The organism is Aquimarina hainanensis (assembly GCF_042684685.1).
GTDB lineage: Bacteria > Bacteroidota > Bacteroidia > Flavobacteriales > Flavobacteriaceae > Aquimarina > Aquimarina hainanensis.
Genome location: NZ_JBHULX010000004.1, coordinates 201,573 through 218,612, shown reverse-complemented (window position 1 = coordinate 218,612; position 17,040 = coordinate 201,573). Strand labels below are relative to the sequence as shown.

Annotated in this window: 16 protein-coding genes; 8 read left to right on the top strand and 8 right to left on the bottom strand. The window is 34.5% G+C overall.

Annotated elements, in window-relative coordinates:
• Positions 1-185 precede the first annotated feature (185 nt).
• Together ACFSTE_RS06405 and ACFSTE_RS06400 are read left to right on the top strand one after the other, a co-directional pair.
• Positions 186-1,676 carry a carboxypeptidase-like regulatory domain-containing protein gene (locus ACFSTE_RS06405; RefSeq protein WP_176028336.1) on the top strand — a complete coding sequence of 497 codons (1,491 nt, stop codon included), beginning with the start codon at positions 186-188 and terminating at the stop codon, positions 1,674-1,676.
• Between the two features lie 745 nt (positions 1,677-2,421).
• The gene (locus ACFSTE_RS06400; RefSeq protein WP_378257548.1) at positions 2,422-4,218 is read left to right on the top strand and encodes an NACHT domain-containing protein; all 1,797 of its coding nucleotides are present in this window, start codon (positions 2,422-2,424) and stop codon (positions 4,216-4,218) included.
• Between the two features lie 314 nt (positions 4,219-4,532).
• On the opposite strand, the gene ACFSTE_RS06395 is transcribed toward ACFSTE_RS06400, so the two are convergent.
• The 7 genes from ACFSTE_RS06395 to hemA all read right to left on the bottom strand — a co-directional run bounded on the left by ACFSTE_RS06395 (position 4,533) and on the right by hemA (position 10,776).
• Positions 4,533-4,934, bottom strand: a complete 402-nt coding sequence (locus tag ACFSTE_RS06395; protein ID WP_176028331.1) for a hypothetical protein — start codon at positions 4,932-4,934, stop codon at positions 4,533-4,535.
• A gap of 158 nt (positions 4,935-5,092) precedes the next feature.
• Positions 5,093-5,995, bottom strand: coding sequence for an oxygen-dependent coproporphyrinogen oxidase (gene hemF, locus ACFSTE_RS06390; RefSeq protein ID WP_176028330.1), 903 nt, complete (start codon positions 5,993-5,995; stop codon positions 5,093-5,095).
• Positions 5,992-6,768: an EI24 domain-containing protein gene (locus ACFSTE_RS06385; RefSeq protein WP_176028329.1), complete on the bottom strand. Its 777-nt coding sequence runs from the start codon at positions 6,766-6,768 to the stop codon at positions 5,992-5,994. The genes hemF and ACFSTE_RS06385 overlap by 4 nt, the downstream gene beginning before the upstream one ends.
• Positions 6,769-6,851: 83 nt before the next feature.
• Positions 6,852-7,880 (bottom strand): uroporphyrinogen decarboxylase, encoded by a 1,029-nt coding sequence (gene hemE / locus ACFSTE_RS06380; RefSeq protein ID WP_176028328.1) that lies wholly within the window; start codon positions 7,878-7,880, stop codon positions 6,852-6,854.
• A gap of 57 nt (positions 7,881-7,937) precedes the next feature.
• Positions 7,938-8,606 (bottom strand): uroporphyrinogen-III synthase, encoded by a 669-nt coding sequence (locus ACFSTE_RS06375; protein WP_176028327.1) that lies wholly within the window; start codon positions 8,604-8,606, stop codon positions 7,938-7,940.
• A complete protein-coding gene (gene hemC, locus ACFSTE_RS06370) occupies positions 8,603-9,523 on the bottom strand; it encodes a hydroxymethylbilane synthase (RefSeq protein ID WP_176028326.1) in 921 nt (306 codons plus the stop codon). Before hemC ends, ACFSTE_RS06375 begins: the two co-directional genes overlap by 4 nt.
• 2 nt (positions 9,524-9,525) lie before the next feature.
• On the bottom strand, positions 9,526-10,776 hold the full coding sequence (gene hemA / locus ACFSTE_RS06365) for a glutamyl-tRNA reductase (protein WP_378257554.1): 1,251 nt from the start codon (positions 10,774-10,776) through the stop codon (positions 9,526-9,528).
• Positions 10,777-10,981: 205 nt separating this feature from the next.
• Between hemA and ACFSTE_RS06360 the strand changes: the two genes are divergently transcribed.
• Positions 10,982-11,872, top strand: coding sequence for a helix-turn-helix transcriptional regulator (locus ACFSTE_RS06360; RefSeq protein WP_176028324.1), 891 nt, complete (start codon positions 10,982-10,984; stop codon positions 11,870-11,872).
• A 102-nt stretch (positions 11,873-11,974) separates the two neighbouring features.
• Here ACFSTE_RS06360 and ACFSTE_RS06355 read toward each other — a convergent pair whose 3' ends face one another.
• Positions 11,975-12,139, bottom strand: a complete 165-nt coding sequence (locus ACFSTE_RS06355) for a hypothetical protein (protein WP_176028323.1) — start codon at positions 12,137-12,139, stop codon at positions 11,975-11,977.
• Between the two features lie 220 nt (positions 12,140-12,359).
• Here ACFSTE_RS06355 and hemH point away from each other — a divergent pair, with 220 nt between their 5' ends.
• The 5 genes from hemH to gmk all read left to right on the top strand — a co-directional run bounded on the left by hemH (position 12,360) and on the right by gmk (position 17,033).
• Positions 12,360-13,382, top strand: a complete 1,023-nt coding sequence (gene hemH, locus ACFSTE_RS06350; RefSeq protein WP_176028322.1) for a ferrochelatase — start codon at positions 12,360-12,362, stop codon at positions 13,380-13,382.
• A 12-nt stretch (positions 13,383-13,394) separates the two neighbouring features.
• Positions 13,395-14,786: an MATE family efflux transporter gene (locus ACFSTE_RS06345; RefSeq protein ID WP_176028321.1), complete on the top strand. Its 1,392-nt coding sequence runs from the start codon at positions 13,395-13,397 to the stop codon at positions 14,784-14,786.
• Between the two features lie 75 nt (positions 14,787-14,861).
• Entirely contained in the window at positions 14,862-15,413 is a 552-nt protein-coding gene (locus ACFSTE_RS06340; RefSeq protein WP_176031060.1) for a CopD family protein, read from the top strand.
• A gap of 139 nt (positions 15,414-15,552) precedes the next feature.
• Positions 15,553-16,410 (top strand): YicC/YloC family endoribonuclease, encoded by an 858-nt coding sequence (locus ACFSTE_RS06335; RefSeq protein ID WP_176028320.1) that lies wholly within the window; start codon positions 15,553-15,555, stop codon positions 16,408-16,410.
• Positions 16,411-16,457: 47 nt separating this feature from the next.
• Positions 16,458-17,033 carry a guanylate kinase gene (gene gmk, locus ACFSTE_RS06330; protein WP_176028319.1) on the top strand — a complete coding sequence of 192 codons (576 nt, stop codon included), beginning with the start codon at positions 16,458-16,460 and terminating at the stop codon, positions 17,031-17,033.
• Positions 17,034-17,040 lie beyond the last annotated feature (7 nt).

The following is a 17,040-nucleotide window of genomic DNA, read 5'->3' as shown; positions in this document are numbered from 1 at the left end:
CAGACAAACACTATCTCATAATAAGGGAATCCCTTATTGAATAGTTGTCTCTTGAGAATCACGATTAAAAAGCGCTGTTTTAGTCGTGATTTTCTATTTATGACATTTTTATACCAGGCTTCATGTAACAAATTCATTCCCAATCAGTCTTCTGTATATCATCATCAATCAAAATACCATCCATTATGAAAAAAATTACGGGTTCCTTACTAATATTATTCCTCTTCTTGTCTACTATCTCTTTTTCTCAGACAATTACCTCGAGAGTAATTGACCAAAAAACAGGAGCCCCAATTCCATATGCTACTATTGAGTTTTTTCCTAATGAAGGAGTGATTACTAATGAAGAAGGCATGTTTAGTTATACGATCTCTAAAAAGCACACTCCCCAAGATTCGATTTACATCTCTTCTATGGGATACGAAAAAACGGCTGTCGCTTTTCACATTCCAATCGACAGTATTATTGCCATAGCTCCAAAAACGATTGAACTCAGCCGTGTATTTATCTCTAACAAACATCTAAGCGCAGCGGAAATCATAGAAAAAACAACAGAACGACTACAAGAAAATTACAATACGTCGCTTACTCACAAAAGATTGTTTTTAAGAAACTCCGATTTTACAAACCTGAGTAAATTAGATGTCGACTTCAAAAAATCAACCATAGAAGAGTTTAATAAAGCATTTGTGGATAGTGTAATTACCACCATCCCACAAAAAACATCGTATTACACAGAAATTTTAGGGGATTTATACGGCAATAAGAATACACAAAAACTATCCATCATCAAAGCAGCAGAACTATATGATAAAAACAATACCGGGTCGTTGGAAGAGATGGGCAAAAAGATAGAAACCATCTTTAAAAACAATGTAAAAAAAGACTCTTATTTAAAATTTAAATCCGGGATCTTTAGTCAGAAAGTCCAGGTAGACTCAATTATAGAGCATGAGAAAGAAGCCGCTGCGGTTAAAGAAGCTATCGATTCCCCAAATAAAAATAATGGCTTTTTTATTTCCAGTAAAAGCAACATCAATCAACTCTTCTCTAAGCTGTTTATTCACGGAGCATCCAAACTAAATATTTTAGAAAAACCGGGAAGGTATCATTTCTCCTTAAAGGACTATACCTATATAGACGATAACAGTGTATATATTATCGAATTCACCCCTAAAAGGAGGGGAGATTTTAAAGGAACGTTATATATTAACACAGAAGATTTTGCGGTGGTTCGTATCGATTATGAAAACACCCGATTATTAAAAAGCTTTAAACTATTGGGACTTATGTTTCAGGAAACTACCTATAAAGGGAAGTTACTGTTTTCAAAGAATGCAAACCAAAAATACGATCTTCGTTTTATGGAAAAGATTACCGGAGAAAAGTTTGGTGTAAACCGTCCTTTAAAAATCATCGAAAAGAACAAGTTCGTCTCAGGAAAAAGAAAACAGAACGAATTATCATTAGGGATTGACATGGTTATGTCTACCATATATAAATCAGAGCTTGTCGTCTTTAATTCTGAGAACATCGATCAAGCTACTTATGATACTCATAAAGAAAACAAGAATAGCAAACCTACGTATTTATCAAAATATACGCCTGAGTTTTGGGAAGGATATAATATTATAGAACCAAATACTGCGATCAAAGCTTTTAAAGTTCTGGATTAAGTAAACCACCTCGAAGCAAGTCCTTTGGCAGTACCGATAAAAAGTGAGGAATAATATATCGCTATTCCTCATTCTTTTCTTCAGCTTACAGGGCTTATTTTTTTATCGTACAATTACCCGATCAACAGGTATTAATTTCATCAAACACCCCTATTTCATCAGTTAGATATTGATAATGTCTACAAAAACACCCTCTCCACAGCTGTATACAATAAACAAGGGGGCGACCCCCTCTAGGCATGGAGTCTAGCCCAGCAAAAAGTATTTCGAAACATTAAATTAATACTTCAAAGGCTTCCGAAACGGATTCTGAGCCTTTCTGTTAATAGCTGTTTACCCAAAATAATAGAAAGAAGGGCTTTCATTAAGGGGTTGCTCCCCAAAACTGTGGATAGACAAGCATTAAATGAACGCTTCGAACAAGTCTTACAAGGGGATCTAAGGGGAAGGTATACGATCGAGCCCCTATAGATGGCTATACCCCATAAAGAACGTGTTCGTCTTCTTGTTCTATCCTGCTTCTATAGGAGCGATCACCCTCATTGCCAAATGACCTGTTTCTGGAAATACAACAGAAAAGATAATACCTTATATAGTTTTTTATTTTTTCTGCCTTACGGAAATCCGCAAAGCATTTTTATTTTTTATCTCTATCATTGACTGATAAAACAATAGTTATTATTTACAATAGATATATAATTACTAAGGAACTATATCTGATTGTAAGACTAAATTTAAGAAAAGAATGACAGAAGAAATAGACCCAAATAAAATCATCGCTGAGTTTTTAAATTTAAAAGTCAATGATTTAACAAAAATTAGTGAAAATTTAATTCAAGGTACTAAAGAAAAAATTCAACTAACATTAAAGACTGGTTATAAAAAATTCCTTGATGAATCCTTCTCAAGATATGGTAAATCTAAGACTTTCTTTTACAGGGATTCAAATGTAAATCTAAACACTTTTTATGTTCCATTAGGTTTAAAGTGCAATGATGTATTAATAAAATCAGCAAATATAAAAGCTTTATTAGATGCAAATAAAAACATAATAATTGCTGGTACTGGAGGAGCTGGAAAATCAATTATGTTAAAACATCTATTTGTTAATTCTTTTTCTGCAAAAAAGCAAATACCCGTTTTTATTGAATTACGTGATCTTAACTCTAAAGATTTAACTTTAAAAGATTTTATTAATCACACATTTAATACATTCGGATTAGATTTTGATAAAACCTTTCTGAATAAATCAATGAAGAAAGGGCATTATATCTTTTTTTTAGATGGTCTAGACGAAGTCTTTCCTGAAAAAAGAAAATATCTTTTAAAAGAAGTTGATGATTTAACAAAAGGCTATTCAAATTGTAGCATTATACTTTCTACAAGACCTGATTTAAATATTTCTGAATTAACAACCTTTTCAATTTTTAACATTGAACCTTTATCTCTTGAAAAAAGTATCAATTTAATCAAAAAGTTACCTGCCGATAAGATCATTAAAGAAAAGTTTATTTCCGATTTAAAAAACAATTTATTTGAGAAACACAAATCCTTTCTTTCTAATCCTTTATTGTTATCAATAATGCTAATTACATATGGTTATAGCGCTGATATCCCTAATAAACTTAGTGTGTTTTATAACCAAGCTTTTGAAGCTTTATTTCAAAGACATGATGCTTTAAAAGGAGCGTTCAATAGGAAAAGAGAAACCGAATTAGACATTCAAGAATTTTCAAAAATCCTATCTATTTTTTGTGTTTTAACATATGAACAAAGAAAATTTAAACTAACCAGGATTGAAGCTTTAGAATTTATTGATCAAGCTAAAGAGCTATCATGTTATGATTTTAATTCTTCAAGCTACCTGACTGATTTACTACAATCTGTATGTTTACTGGTAGAAGATGGGCTTTTTATTTATTTTACTCATCGTTCCTTTCAAGAATATTTTACAGCAAAATTTATCGTAGAGTCCCAAACAGAAACTAAAAAAACCTTATTAAAAAAATACCAATCAAATATTAGAGAAGACAATGTCTATAAATTGGTTCATGAACTTGACCCTGACTTTATGGAATTCGAAATTATTATTCCATTTATTAATGATTTATTCGAAAAAATAAAACTTAATAAGAACATTGGAATTTCTCATTATTTAAGGTTTGTGAGAATAATGTGGGAAAAATTTGAATTTAGGAATGGTATATTATTTGGAACTGTAAAAAATGGTATCATAAATGAAATGGTATATTTTATTATTTTAAATATTAAAAATGGGAAAAAATCTAAATACTTTATAAGTGATGATTCAGAATGGATTAATAAGCATAAAAAAAACAGTGTAGATAGTGGAAAAAGTAAAATCTATCTAACAGCTGACTTAAAAACAACTGATATAGCGACGAAAGAGTTTTATAACAATGCTAGGTTTTTTTCTAAAGGCATTTTAGAATCATTAAATCATGCAAAAAAAACCATTGAATTGAGAAAAGAGAATCATTCATCCAAATTATTCGACCTTTTACTTAAAGAAAAAGCATAGTCTAACAACGATAACTATTGCACAACCAAAATATTTTTGGACCTATCCTTATATTTTTTCCTAAACGAGCATAACTTACTGATTTAAAAAAAACAATTATTTGTTGTATTCTTGCTTTTTTCCAATCATACCAAATACAATACCATAGTCGATTTCGTAGTTATTCATCTAAGCTTAGATAACTATTTAGAGAGAGAATCTTCCTTTATTGAATTGATCCATAAGAGTAGCCACAGAAGCCAATACAAGAAACTTTTTTTAATCTGACAGCAGAAAACCGTGATTTTACAGCTCGATTTATCGCTACGAAAGATTCAGTCCACTAATTTTAAAAATGAAAGCAGCTCCATGAACCTTTCTTCACCTAGCTGTTTTGGGTACATCCTTATTTTATAAGCTGTATTATATACCTTATAATAGGCACTTTTATCTGAGGTTATATCGTTTTGATGATCATCCAACAGTTCCTGAATAAAGCGGTTAATTAATACTACTTCCTGATAGGTAACCTCTCTTCTGTAGGTAGGAGCTTCACTCTTATAGACTAAATAATCATTGACAAAACTTAAGGATTTTTCGTTTCCTTCTGAATTAATAAAGGCAAAAGTAAAATCTTTTGATTCAAAAATTTTATTGATGTTATCTGTGGTAGGAGGCAACTCGATAGCGCATCCACATATAACTACTGCCAGAAAAACAAAAATAGAAGTTCTCATACCCGAATTCTTTAAGGATACCACCAGACAATCTCAATGCATGATCAACTCCGTAAACTACTCCAGACAAGCCTCGAGGCATTATACTCTTTCTAGCGGTACCAATAAAGTTACCAAAAATATATCAGGAGCTCTCTTTATTAACGATAATTATGATATTACACCCATGTTCTCGGTGCTTTTAGCACAGAAATCAGGTCATTCTCACTACTTCCTTCTTCGGGATGGTGATCATATCGCCATTGTACTCTGGGGGGAAGACTCATCAAGATACTTTCGATACGTCCGTTTGTTTTTAACCCGAATAAAGTACCCTTATCATGGACAAGGTTAAACTCCACATATCGTCCTCTTCTGATCTCCTGCCAATCGATTTGTTCCTGGGTAAACGGAAGTTCTTTTCTTCTCTCTACAATAGGACAATACGCCTGCAAAAAACTATTTCCTACTTCCGTAACAAAGGCATACCAGTCTTCCATTGTTTTTGTTTCTGTTTTCTTACAGTAGTCAAAAAACAATCCTCCTACTCCTCTTGCTTCTCCTCGATGCGCGTTATAAAAATAGGTATCACATTTTTCTTTATACGCAGGATAAAAAGTAGTATCATGTTTATCACAAGCATCTTTGCACACCTGATGAAAATGTTGCGCATCTTCCTCGAACAGATAATAAGGTGTTAAGTCCTGCCCTCCTCCAAACCAGCTATCGACAATAGCTCCTTGTTTGTCATACATTTCAAAATATCTCCAATTAGCATGTACTGTAGGTACCATTGGACTTTTGGGATGGATTACCAGAGATAACCCACAGGCAAAAAAATCTACATCTCCAACCTTGAAATACTGCTGCATTGTCTTTGGTAATGGTCCGTGTACTGCCGAAATATTCACTCCCCCTTTCTCAAAAACAGCTCCATTCTCTATCACTCTTGTTCTTCCTCCTCCACCTTCTGCCCGCTCCCAAATATCTTGTTTAAAGGTAGCTTTCCCATCTATCTTCTCTAAAGAAGCTGTTATCGTATCCTGTAACTCCTGAATATATTGATAAAATTTTTCTTTCATATTTCTTTAGTTTCCAAGGTGGTTCCTTCAAATTTTTTCTCATTTTTCAATACCCGTACCGTTTCTGTAGAAGCGGCTACCACCGAAATGGGTAATGTAAAAATAAATCCCAGTACTGGAATAAATAACATCAGCATAAACAGAAGACCATTTCCTATGGCTACTCCTCTATGTTTTCTGACAAATTCGATACTGTCTTTATATGAAAAATGTCGTTCCATTGTATAATCCATATTCCCAAAACCAACATAGTACGCCTGTACTACAAAAATCAAAATTGTAGCGACTATCCCAACCACAGGAATCAGACTTAAAACAACAAGGGGTAAAATAAAAATGAGCTCTCGTATCAGGTTTCTTATATTGATCCTAATTCCTCTTAATAATTGTGCTCTAAAGGTTGTCTGTCTGTGTATATGTGATATATCTCCGACCAAATGCCGTTCTACTTTCTCAGAAACCGGACTCATAAATGGTGCTGATAAAGCCATTACAATATGCTTATACACGACAATTCCCATTACAATAACAAGAAAGCCTCCCAGGTACACACTGATAGAAGTAAATGTTTCTTTTCCATATTCCCATACCCATATTTTGGATATGAGCATTCCTAACGGAGAAGCCAGAAAATATGCCAATGCAATAAAAACACCTCCCAACAGAAAACTGATCAAAATCGGAATTGCAAAATACTTCCACAATTTCAATTTTGAGATTAACGATACTGTCCCAAAATAAGATTTAATTCCAGATAAAATGTTTTTAAACATATATTACTTCGTAATTGATAAACAAAAAAGCCCCTTAAAAAATGGATACAAAAACAGTCGATTTATACTATAATTCGCATCTGTTAGTATGTTCCATACTCTTTGACCGCATCTACAAAAGCTCTGGCATTATCCACAGGAATATTGGGTAAAATACCATGTCCTAAATTAGCAATATATCGATCTTTGCCAAATGCATCAATCATCTGCTTAACCATCTTTTTAATCTCTCCCGGAGGCGATAATAATCTCGAAGGATCAAAATTTCCTTGTAGTGTAATATTCCCTCCACTTAAATATCTCGCATTTCTGGCTGAGCATGTCCAGTCTACTCCAATAGCTGAAGCTCCTGATTCTGCCATTTCTTTTAATGCAAACCAACATCCTTTTCCGAAAACAATAACTTCAGTTTCATCTTTTAAGGCATCTACAATCTGCTGGATGTATTTCCACGAAAACTCTTGATAATCTACCGGGGATAACATTCCTCCCCAACTATCAAAAATTTGCACTGCATTTACTCCTGTCGCTACTTTGGCTTTTAGATATGCTATGGTAGTATCTGTAATTTTTTGTAATAATTTATGCGCTGCTTGAGGCTGAGAAAAACACAATCCTTTTGCCTGATCAAAGTTTTTAGATCCCTGTCCTTGTACTGCATAACATAAAATAGTCCATGGAGAACCTGCAAAACCAATTAAAGGAACTCTGTTGTCCAATTGTTCTTTTGTCAACTTAATTGCGTCAAAAACATACCCCAGTTCTTCGTGCACATCCGGTACAACTACCTTATCTACGTCTGCCATAGTACGAACCGGATTAGGCAACCATGGTCCGACACCATCTTTCATCTCTACTTCAATGTTCATTGCCTGTGGTATCACCAGGATATCACTAAACAGAATTGCTGCATCCGGACCAATAATATCTATAGGCTGTACCGTGATCTCTGCCGCTAATTCCGGAGTTCTACATCGTGTAAAAAAATCATACTTTTCTTTTAGTGCTCTGAATTCAGGTAAATACCTTCCTGCCTGACGCATCATCCATACTGGAGGTCTTGATACTGTTTCTCCCTTTAACGCTCTTAAAAATAAATCGTTCTTTATCATTTCTCTTCTGATACTGCATATGCAGCATATATTTTATTAATTATTTTTTTATTCCTTTCACTTATCTACACCATTACTGATGAAGTAAAGTACCTGATCAAGTACTCCTTCCACTGTTGGAGTATTGGCTACTACTACCATATCAGTGTGTTTTTTTGCCTCCGAAGCAGTGGTATTGCCAATACAAAATACCAGGGTATTCTGTAGATTATTTTTTCTTACAAAACTCTTAACTCCTGATGGGCTAAAAAACAAAACAACATCAAATTGTGTATCAAACTCCTTAATGATTTTACTGGTAGTATAGGTCACCACCTCATCAAACTTCACCTTATTTGCTAACAAAATCGCCGGCAATTCATCTCTTCTTTCTTTTCCACAAAAAAAGGTAAACTGTTCTCCTCTGTATTTTTCTACCAATCTCTCTGCCAGATTTCGTGCATTACGCTCGGTAACCGCTACCTGAATAGCCTGTGTTTCTAATCTTTTTTTTGTTTTTTCTCCTACACAAAAAGCAGTTTCAACCTGTATTCTTTTTTTTAAAACGGAATTGACCGAATTTACACTTGTGAAAATTCCATTTTTCACAAAACTGCTATATTCAAAATCAATAAACGTTATTTTTATAGCACTATATTCAGAATACCTAACCTTTTGCTGAAATAGCTGGTGTAATTGTTCTTTTTTCAGCTTTTTAGTAGATAATATGCTTAGGTATTCATTCAATCTTTCTTAAGAATTTCTTTTATTTCTTTCATTAATTCCTTCCCTCCTTCATCCAACAGTTTCTCTGCCAGTTTTTTTCCCAAGCCTTCGTGTTTTCCTAAAGAAAATGTTTCTTCTACCTGAATTTTTTGAGTTCCGTCAAGACTAAACAACGCTCCTTCAAACCGGTATTCCACATCATTTACTTTACTCGCTAATGCACCAATAGGAGCGGTACACCCTCCTTCTAAAGTGCGTAGAAAATCTCGTTCTATAGCTACACATTCTTGTGTTTCTTTATCGTTTAGAAGCGATAGTGCTTCCAGACAAAATGCATCTTCTTCTTTTGCTACAACTAACATTGCTCCCTGAGCAGGTGCTGGAATCATCCAGTCCAAATCTATAAAATTATCAGGAGTAAGATTAATTCTCTGTAGACCCGCTGCGGCAAAAATGGCACCATTCCAATCATTGTCTTCTAACTTCTTCATTCTGGTATTGACATTTCCTCGAAGATCCACTACTGTATGCTCAGGATATCGATGAAGCCATTGTGCTTTTCTTCGAAGGCTTCCTGTAGCAATTATTCCTTTATTATCTAAGAAATCCAGTCCTTTATGCACCAAAATATCTTGCGTTGCAGCCCTTTTTAACACTGCTGCTTCGACAATTCCTTTGGGTAAGGCCGTAGGCACATCTTTCATGGAGTGTACTGCAATATCAATATCCCCATTAAGCATAGCAACATCCAATGTTTTAGTAAAAATACCTGTAATTCCTAATTCATAAAGGGGTTTATCCAGTACAATATCTCCTGTAGACTTAACAGGAACTAATGTGGTTGTATACCCTGATTTCTCGAGCTGCTCTCTAACAGTATTCGCTTGCCATAAGGCAAGTTCACTATCTCTGGTTCCGATACGAATAGTTCTTGTCAAAATTATTGCTTTTGAAGTTGAAATACCTTTTTTATCAGCTCAATACTTTCATCTGCCGAAATATTTTCATCTTTAAGATGATTAGCAAAATGATTGGTGATTTTTTGGATAATTCGATCGCTAATAATCGTTGCCTGTTCTTCATTAAAATCAGAAATCTTCTTTCTTTGAAGTTCTATTTCAGAGTCCTTAAACGTGGATAGTTTATTTTTTAACGCTTTGATGGTTGGTGCAAATTTTCTAGTTTGCAGCCAACTATCGAATTCCTCTTTTATTTCTTCAATAATGGCCTCTGCTTGAGGAATATATTGTTTTCTTTTCTCCAGCGTATCATCTGTCATCTTAGACAAGTAATCCAAATGGATAAGAGAAACTGCTGCATGTTCTTCTACGTCTGCAGCTACATTTCTGGGAATCGATAAATCCAAAATCAATAGTGGTTTTTCTCTATTGATCATCTCTTTTCTAATGGTAGGTTTATGCGCTCCTGTAGCAACAATCAGTATATCTGCCGTATTTACTTCTTCTTCCAGATTCTCATAATCTTTTACGATCAGATTAAACTTACCAGCGATTTTTTCTGCCTTATCTTTTGTTCTGTTGACCAGAACAATATGATCATTCTTAGTATGTTTAATAAGGTTTTCACATGTATTCCGTCCGATTTTTCCCGTTCCGAATAACAAGATTTTCTTATGAGAAATATCCTGTACATTATTTAGCATATATTGTACTGAAGCAAACGAAACAGAAGTAGCGCCTGAAGAAATTTGCGTTTCATTTTTAACGCGTTTGCTTGCCTGAATAACTGCATTGATCAAACGCTCTAAAAATGGATTGGTCATACCTTCTTGCTTAGAGGTTTTAAACCCTTTCTTTAATTGACTGATGATTTCAAAATCTCCCAAAATCTGACTATCCAATCCTGTCCCTACTCTAAATAAATGATGAACTGCCTTACTATTTTTATGTACATAAGCCACTTTCTCGAATTCTTCTATCGTTCCTTGCGTATGTTCACATAGTAATTTTATCAGCTGAAAAGGGTGTTGAGCAAATCCGTGTAGTTCTGTACGATTACAAGTCGAAGTAACAAGTAATACCTCTATACCTTGTTTTTTAGCTTCATTAAGAATTGTGACTTTAGCATCTTCTGGGATACTAAAATGACCTCTTGTTTCTGCATCAGCCTTCTTGTAGCTCAATCCAATCGTATAAAAACTCGCTCCTTTTGCTCTTAACTGGGACTCCATTAATCGTATTCTATATTTTTCCTTTACAAAAGTATTCCTCTTCCTTTGTAAAAAATAACGCCAGAGGAATTTAAAATAACGCAAAGGTGGTTTTCTGAGGTTATTTCTACCTAATAATCATAAAAATCCCTTATTTTTGTAGGGATTCCAACGATTTTCGGTTTCACAGTTTAGACTCATTCTAAATAGATAATATTTTATAACGATGGAAATTGAATTAAAAAATAACGCTCCAGGGATTTTAGAAGAAACAAAAATAGAAGAAGGCTTTTTCATTTTGAAATTCCAAAATAAAACCGATAACAGTCAATGTGTTATACGTGAAATAGACAGTAGTTTTATTCAATTTCATTTTTGTTTAAAAGGAAGTACCAAATTCAATTTCAACAATGGAAGCTATGCTATCGGGCTAACTAAAGATCATTCTTTACTTCTTTATAATCCGCAACGGGATTTGCCAATGAACCTGGAAATGGAAAAAGGTTCGGCACTGATATCTATTTTGATCTCTATTCAAAAGTTTCATTCTCTTTTTTCTAAAGAAGCTGACTACATTCCTTTTTTAGGTGTAGGAAACCGTGACAAAAAATACTATTCTGATGGAGTTACTTCTCCTTCGATGTCTGTAGTACTTAATCAAATCATCAATTACAGCCTACACCAATCTATTAAACAATTATATTTTAAAGGAAAAATATATGAACTATTAAGTCTCTATTTCAACAGAACAGAAGATACCGATATAGAGCAATGCCCTTTTCTGGTAGACGAAGAAAATGTTTTGAAAATAAGAAAGGCTAAAGAAATTATTATTGCCCGAATGGCAGAACCTCCTACACTTCAGGAATTATCTAATGAAATAGGACTTTCTTTGAAAAAATTAAAAGATGGTTTTAAGCAAATTTACGGAGAGCCTGTTTACAGTTTCCTTTTTGATTATAAGATGGAAATGGCACGAAAACTTCTAGCTTCTGGAAGTTATAATGTCAATGAGGTCGGTCTAAAAGTAGGCTATAGTACAGCAAGTCATTTTATCGCAGCGTTTAAAAAGAAGTTCGGAACAACACCTAAAAAATACATTACCAGTTTAAGCTAATTATTTTTTATCTGACAATCGAAATGTTACTACACAATGGTTTCTTAGAAAAGAAAAATTCATTTCTAATATAATCCTTCATGTATTCCTACTAAGATTGTTTTATTTAGGAATCCCTTCTCCTTTTTGCAGAGAAACAATCGAATCATACATTCCTTTATCACCTTCTGTCTCATCATTAATTACGGAAACAAATTCGAACTGATCTAATAGCTCTAAAAGAAAAGGCAGTTTTTCTTTCTCTACATCTAAAATTATTCTTTTCATTGCTTTCTGTTTTTATGTTCTAAAAATACTAATTTCTACACATCCAGCTATTACTTCCTCTGGTTTTAACGAAAAATATGTTTTCATTAGCACATAATACTTTGCCCAAGATGCTATTTATCAATTATTTCTTAATACCATCATTAATAAGTCTTATTACTTTTTCACTACAATACAACCAATAGTTTGTATTTTTGCCTCATTAAAATTGTTTTTGAAGATGAGCAAAGGAGTTCTCCTTGTCAATCTGGGATCACCAGATAGTACAAACCCCAAAGATGTAAAAAAATACCTAGGCGAATTTTTAATGGACCCAAGAGTAATTGATGTCCCTTTATGGGCTCGTATTTTACTTGTCAAGGGAATTATTCTTAATACCCGTCCCAAAAAATCTGCAGCGGCTTATGAAAAAATATGGTGGGAAGAAGGTTCTCCCCTTATTGTGATTTCTGAAAGGCTGCAGCAGAAGGTCTCGGAAAAGACATCCATCCCTATCGGTTTAGCGATGCGATATGGATCAATGAATATCAAAAAAGGATTACAGGAACTACATGATCAGGGAGTCACTGATGTGCTTATCATTCCTCTATATCCTCAATTCGCAATGGCTACAACTGAGACTATTCTTGTCCTTGCAGAAGAAATCAGAGCTGCACATTTTCCCGATATGACACTTAGTGATCTTCCTGCTTTTTACAACAAGCCTGAGTATATTGAGGTTTTATCCAAGAGTATTGCAGAAAGCTTAAAAGACAAGAACTATGAGCATTTATTGTTTTCATATCACGGTGTTCCGGAAAGACATATCAGAAAAAGTGACATTACGAAATCTCATTGCAAAATAGACGGATCATGCTGTAATACTCCTTCTAAGGCACATCAATTTTGCTACCGTCATCAATGCCTGAAAACAACAGAAGAAGTTGCTAAAAAACTCAACTTAAAAGAAGGTTCTTATTCAACTTCTTTTCAATCTCGATTAGGGTTTGACCCCTGGTTACAGCCCTATACTGACAGAACCATCGAAAGAATGGGGAAAAGCGGTATTAAAAATATGGCGATTGTCACTCCTGCCTTCGTTTCTGACTGCTTAGAAACCTTAGAAGAAATTGCAATGGAGGGAGAAGAAATTTTTCACGAAGTAGGGGGAGATACCTTTACTACCGTACCTTGTCTTAATGACAATGAAGATTGGGCACAAATCGTATCCAACTGGGTAAATGAATGGTCTGATCAAAAATAACAAAAACGATATATGGCGAAAGCAACATCCGAAGAACTCGGAATTAAACCTATTGGTAAACTATTAATACAACAGGCTGTACCAGCTTCTATAGGAATTCTGGTTATGTCTCTTAATGTCTTAATAGACTCCATATTCGTCGGAAATTGGATTGGTCCTGTAGCAATTGCTGCTATAAACGTTGTTCTTCCAGTTTCTTTTTTTATTGCTGCTTTGGGAATGGCAATAGGTATTGGAGGGTCCAGTATCATCTCGCGTTCGCTTGGTGCAGGAGACAAAGAAACCGCACTAACTTCTTTTGGAAATCAAATAACACTTACTTTTTTATGCACGATCTCTCTGGTTCTTGTAGGCTTATACTACGCTGATAGTATCATTCCCCGATTCGGAGGAAAAGGAGACATCTTTGAGTATGCAAAAATATACTACATCATCGTGCTATATGGAGTTCCTATTCTGGGTTTTGCCATGATGGGCAATACGGTAGTAAGAGCAGAAGGGAAAGCTACTTTTGCCATGATTGCTATGATTATCCCTACCATAGGAAATCTTCTTATGGATTATATTTTCATATACCTTCTGGACATGGGGATGCATGGTGCTGCTTGGGCTACCACCCTCTCTTACACCTCTTGCTTTCTCACTATCTTATGGTTTTTCTTATCTAAAAACTCCGAATTAAAAATTCGACTCCGCCACTTAAAACTCAAAAGAAAAATCGTCCATGAAATTTCTTCTTTAGGAGGAGTTACCCTAGCAAGACAGGCCGTGGTAAGCATTACCTATCTTATCATGAATAATATCTTATTCAATCTGGGACAAGAAGCATTAATCGCTGTATATGCAATCATAGGGAGAATGTTAATGTTTGCCCTTTTTCCCGTTTTTGGAGTTACGCAAGGGTTTCTACCTATTGCAGGATATAATTATGGGGCTCAAAAATACGATCGTGTGCGTCAATCCATAAATACTGCTATAAAATATGCAGCTTTGGTAGCTACACTGGTTTTTATTGGCCTTATGATCTTTCCCGCAGAAATTGCTTCTTTATTCATTGGTAATGATCCGAATATGACAGCTAAGGAACTAGCTCTGAATCAATATGTTCTGGCACACGCTCCCAATTCCATGCGACTTGTTTTTCTGGCAACTCCGATTATTGCACTTCAGTTGATTGGCGCTGCCTATTTTCAGGCGATTGGCAAAGCAACCCCTGCCCTACTGCTCACCTTATCAAGACAAGGATTCTTTTTAATTCCTTTAATCCTCATATTACCTAATTATTATGGAGAACTTGGTGTATGGATGTCGTTCCCTATTGCCGATCTTTTATCTACTCTTCTTACCGGATATTACTTAAATAAAGAAATACGCAAAGAACTCATTCCTAAAACCACAAATTAAAAAAATCATTTAAAGATATAATTACCATATAAATCAATACCTTGCAAAAAACCTGTGACTTACACATTATCTTTTATGTTAGCATACTACCCTTATATTAAATCTCTTCATCTTATTTTTGTTATTACCTGGTTTGCCGGATTATTTTATATCCCTAGATTATTTGTGTATCAGATTGAAGCCTCCCAAAAACCCTCTCCTGAAAAAGAAATTTTGGGGGACCAACTCAAATTAATGGCGAAAAGGCTTTGGTTTATCATCACCTGGCCCTCAGCTATTTTAGCTACTTTGTTTGCAATTTGGCTACTAATTTTAATTCCGAATTATCTAGAACAACCCTGGATGCATGTCAAACTTACTTTTGTAATACTGCTATTCGCATATCATTTAAAATCTCATCAAATATTTAAGCAATTACAAAACGATATTGTCAAATGGACTTCGAACCAAATGCGATTATGGAATGAAGGTTCTACCATTATTTTATTTTCAGTTGTTTTTCTGGTGATTGTTAGAGATGCTATCAATTGGATCTATGGGGTTATCGGAATCATCCTGCTTTCCATACTGCTGATGCTGGGATTTAAGCTTTACAAAAAAATCAGAGAAAAAAACCCAAATACCTAAGAAAACCAAGTTGTTTGTTTAGCAATAAACAATGATACACTTTGATCCCTGTAACAACGTATAATCACTCTCCATTACTTACACCTCAGTACTTTTCCGTATCTTCGTGTACTTTTTTAACGAGAATCGACAGAATGCTATGATTAAATCAATGACAGGCTTTGGGAAATCCGTCTTACAGCTTCCCACAAAGAAAATAACAATAGAAGTAAAATCTCTAAACAGTAAAAATCTAGATCTCAACGCGAGGATCCCTTCTCAGTACAGAGAGAAAGAATTAGAGATGAGAAATACTATTGCAAAAAAATTAGTCCGAGGCAAAATTGATTTTGGCTTATATGTAGAAGTCACCGGAGAACAAACATCTACCAAAGTGAATGAAGCAATCGTTAAAGAATACATCAAACAGCTTTCTAATATTCATGACGGGGAAGCCTTAGAGCTTATGAAAATGGCTGTTAGAATGCCTGATGCATTAAAAACCGAACGAGAAGAAATCAACGAAGAAGAGTTTAATGCAATCAAAGAATCCCTAAACACTGCCTTAATCGCAATAGAAAGCTATAGAGTTGATGAAGGGAGTGCTTTAGAAAAAGACTTTAACATCCGGATTAAAAATATCAATTCGTTATTGAAGCAAGTTATAGCAATCGATCCAGAACGGATTGAAGCAGTAAAAGAACGATTGCATAAAGCTGTCTCAGACCTGAAAGAAGATGTAGACGAAAACAGATTTGAACAAGAACTCATTTACTACCTGGAGAAATTCGATATTACAGAAGAAAAAGTCCGACTAGCTAATCACTTAGAGTACTTTGTCACCACACTGAACTCTAAAGATTCCAACGGAAAAAAACTCGGTTTTATCACTCAGGAAATCGGGAGAGAAATTAACACCATAGGAAGCAAGTCCAACTACGCTCCTATGCAACAATTAGTCGTTCAAATGAAAGACGAATTAGAAAAAATAAAAGAACAACTTCTCAATGTTTTATAAACCCTATAGAGAAGTTTTAACCAAATAAGAGATTAATAAAAAAAGACATGAAAGAAGGGAAACTAATTGTTCTATCTGCTCCTTCGGGAAGCGGAAAAACAACCTTAGTAAAATATCTACTTCATAAAGAAGAATTAAATTTAGGATTTTCTATCTCTGCTGCCTCCAGAGAACCTAGAGGAGGAGAAATTCACGGAAAAGACTATTATTTTTTATCCCTAAAAGAGTTTAAAGAAAAAATCAAAGCCGATGAATTTCTTGAGTGGGAAGAGGTATATCGCGATAATTTCTATGGGACTTTAAAAAAAGAAGTGCAACGTATCTGGGATAATGGAAAACATGTCATTTTTGATATTGATGTAGTAGGAGGACTGGATATCAAAAAGACTTATCCAGAAAGAACACTTGCCGTATTCATAAAGCCTCCTAGTATTGATGAGCTAAAAATCCGATTAAAGAAAAGAAAAACAGAATCTGAAGATAAAATTAATATGAGGGTTGCCAAAGCCTCTACCGAGCTGGCTACCGCTCCTCAATTTGATGCCATTGTAACCAATGACAATCTGGAAAATGCAAAACAAGAAGTATATCAGTTAACCAAAACATTTTTATCCGAAAAGTAGCGCTCTT

Coding starts and splice junctions, on each gene's coding strand:
- ACFSTE_RS06335 (WP_176028320.1), top strand. CDS start 15,553: ATGATTAAATCAATGACAGGCTTTGGGAAATCCGTCTTACAGCTTCCC.
- ACFSTE_RS06360 (WP_176028324.1), top strand. CDS start 10,982: ATGGAAATTGAATTAAAAAATAACGCTCCAGGGATTTTAGAAGAAACA.
- hemH (WP_176028322.1), top strand. CDS start 12,360: ATGAGCAAAGGAGTTCTCCTTGTCAATCTGGGATCACCAGATAGTACA.
- ACFSTE_RS06355 (WP_176028323.1), bottom strand. CDS start 12,139: ATGAAAAGAATAATTTTAGATGTAGAGAAAGAAAAACTGCCTTTTCTT.
- ACFSTE_RS06345 (WP_176028321.1), top strand. CDS start 13,395: ATGGCGAAAGCAACATCCGAAGAACTCGGAATTAAACCTATTGGTAAA.
- ACFSTE_RS06340 (WP_176031060.1), top strand. CDS start 14,862: ATGTTAGCATACTACCCTTATATTAAATCTCTTCATCTTATTTTTGTT.
- hemE (WP_176028328.1), bottom strand. CDS start 7,880: ATGATAAAGAACGATTTATTTTTAAGAGCGTTAAAGGGAGAAACAGTA.
- gmk (WP_176028319.1), top strand. CDS start 16,458: ATGAAAGAAGGGAAACTAATTGTTCTATCTGCTCCTTCGGGAAGCGGA.
- ACFSTE_RS06405 (WP_176028336.1), top strand. CDS start 186: ATGAAAAAAATTACGGGTTCCTTACTAATATTATTCCTCTTCTTGTCT.
- ACFSTE_RS06395 (WP_176028331.1), bottom strand. CDS start 4,934: ATGAGAACTTCTATTTTTGTTTTTCTGGCAGTAGTTATATGTGGATGC.
- ACFSTE_RS06385 (WP_176028329.1), bottom strand. CDS start 6,768: ATGTTTAAAAACATTTTATCTGGAATTAAATCTTATTTTGGGACAGTA.
- hemF (WP_176028330.1), bottom strand. CDS start 5,995: ATGAAAGAAAAATTTTATCAATATATTCAGGAGTTACAGGATACGATA.
- hemA (WP_378257554.1), bottom strand. CDS start 10,776: ATGGAGTCCCAGTTAAGAGCAAAAGGAGCGAGTTTTTATACGATTGGA.
- ACFSTE_RS06400 (WP_378257548.1), top strand. CDS start 2,422: ATGACAGAAGAAATAGACCCAAATAAAATCATCGCTGAGTTTTTAAAT.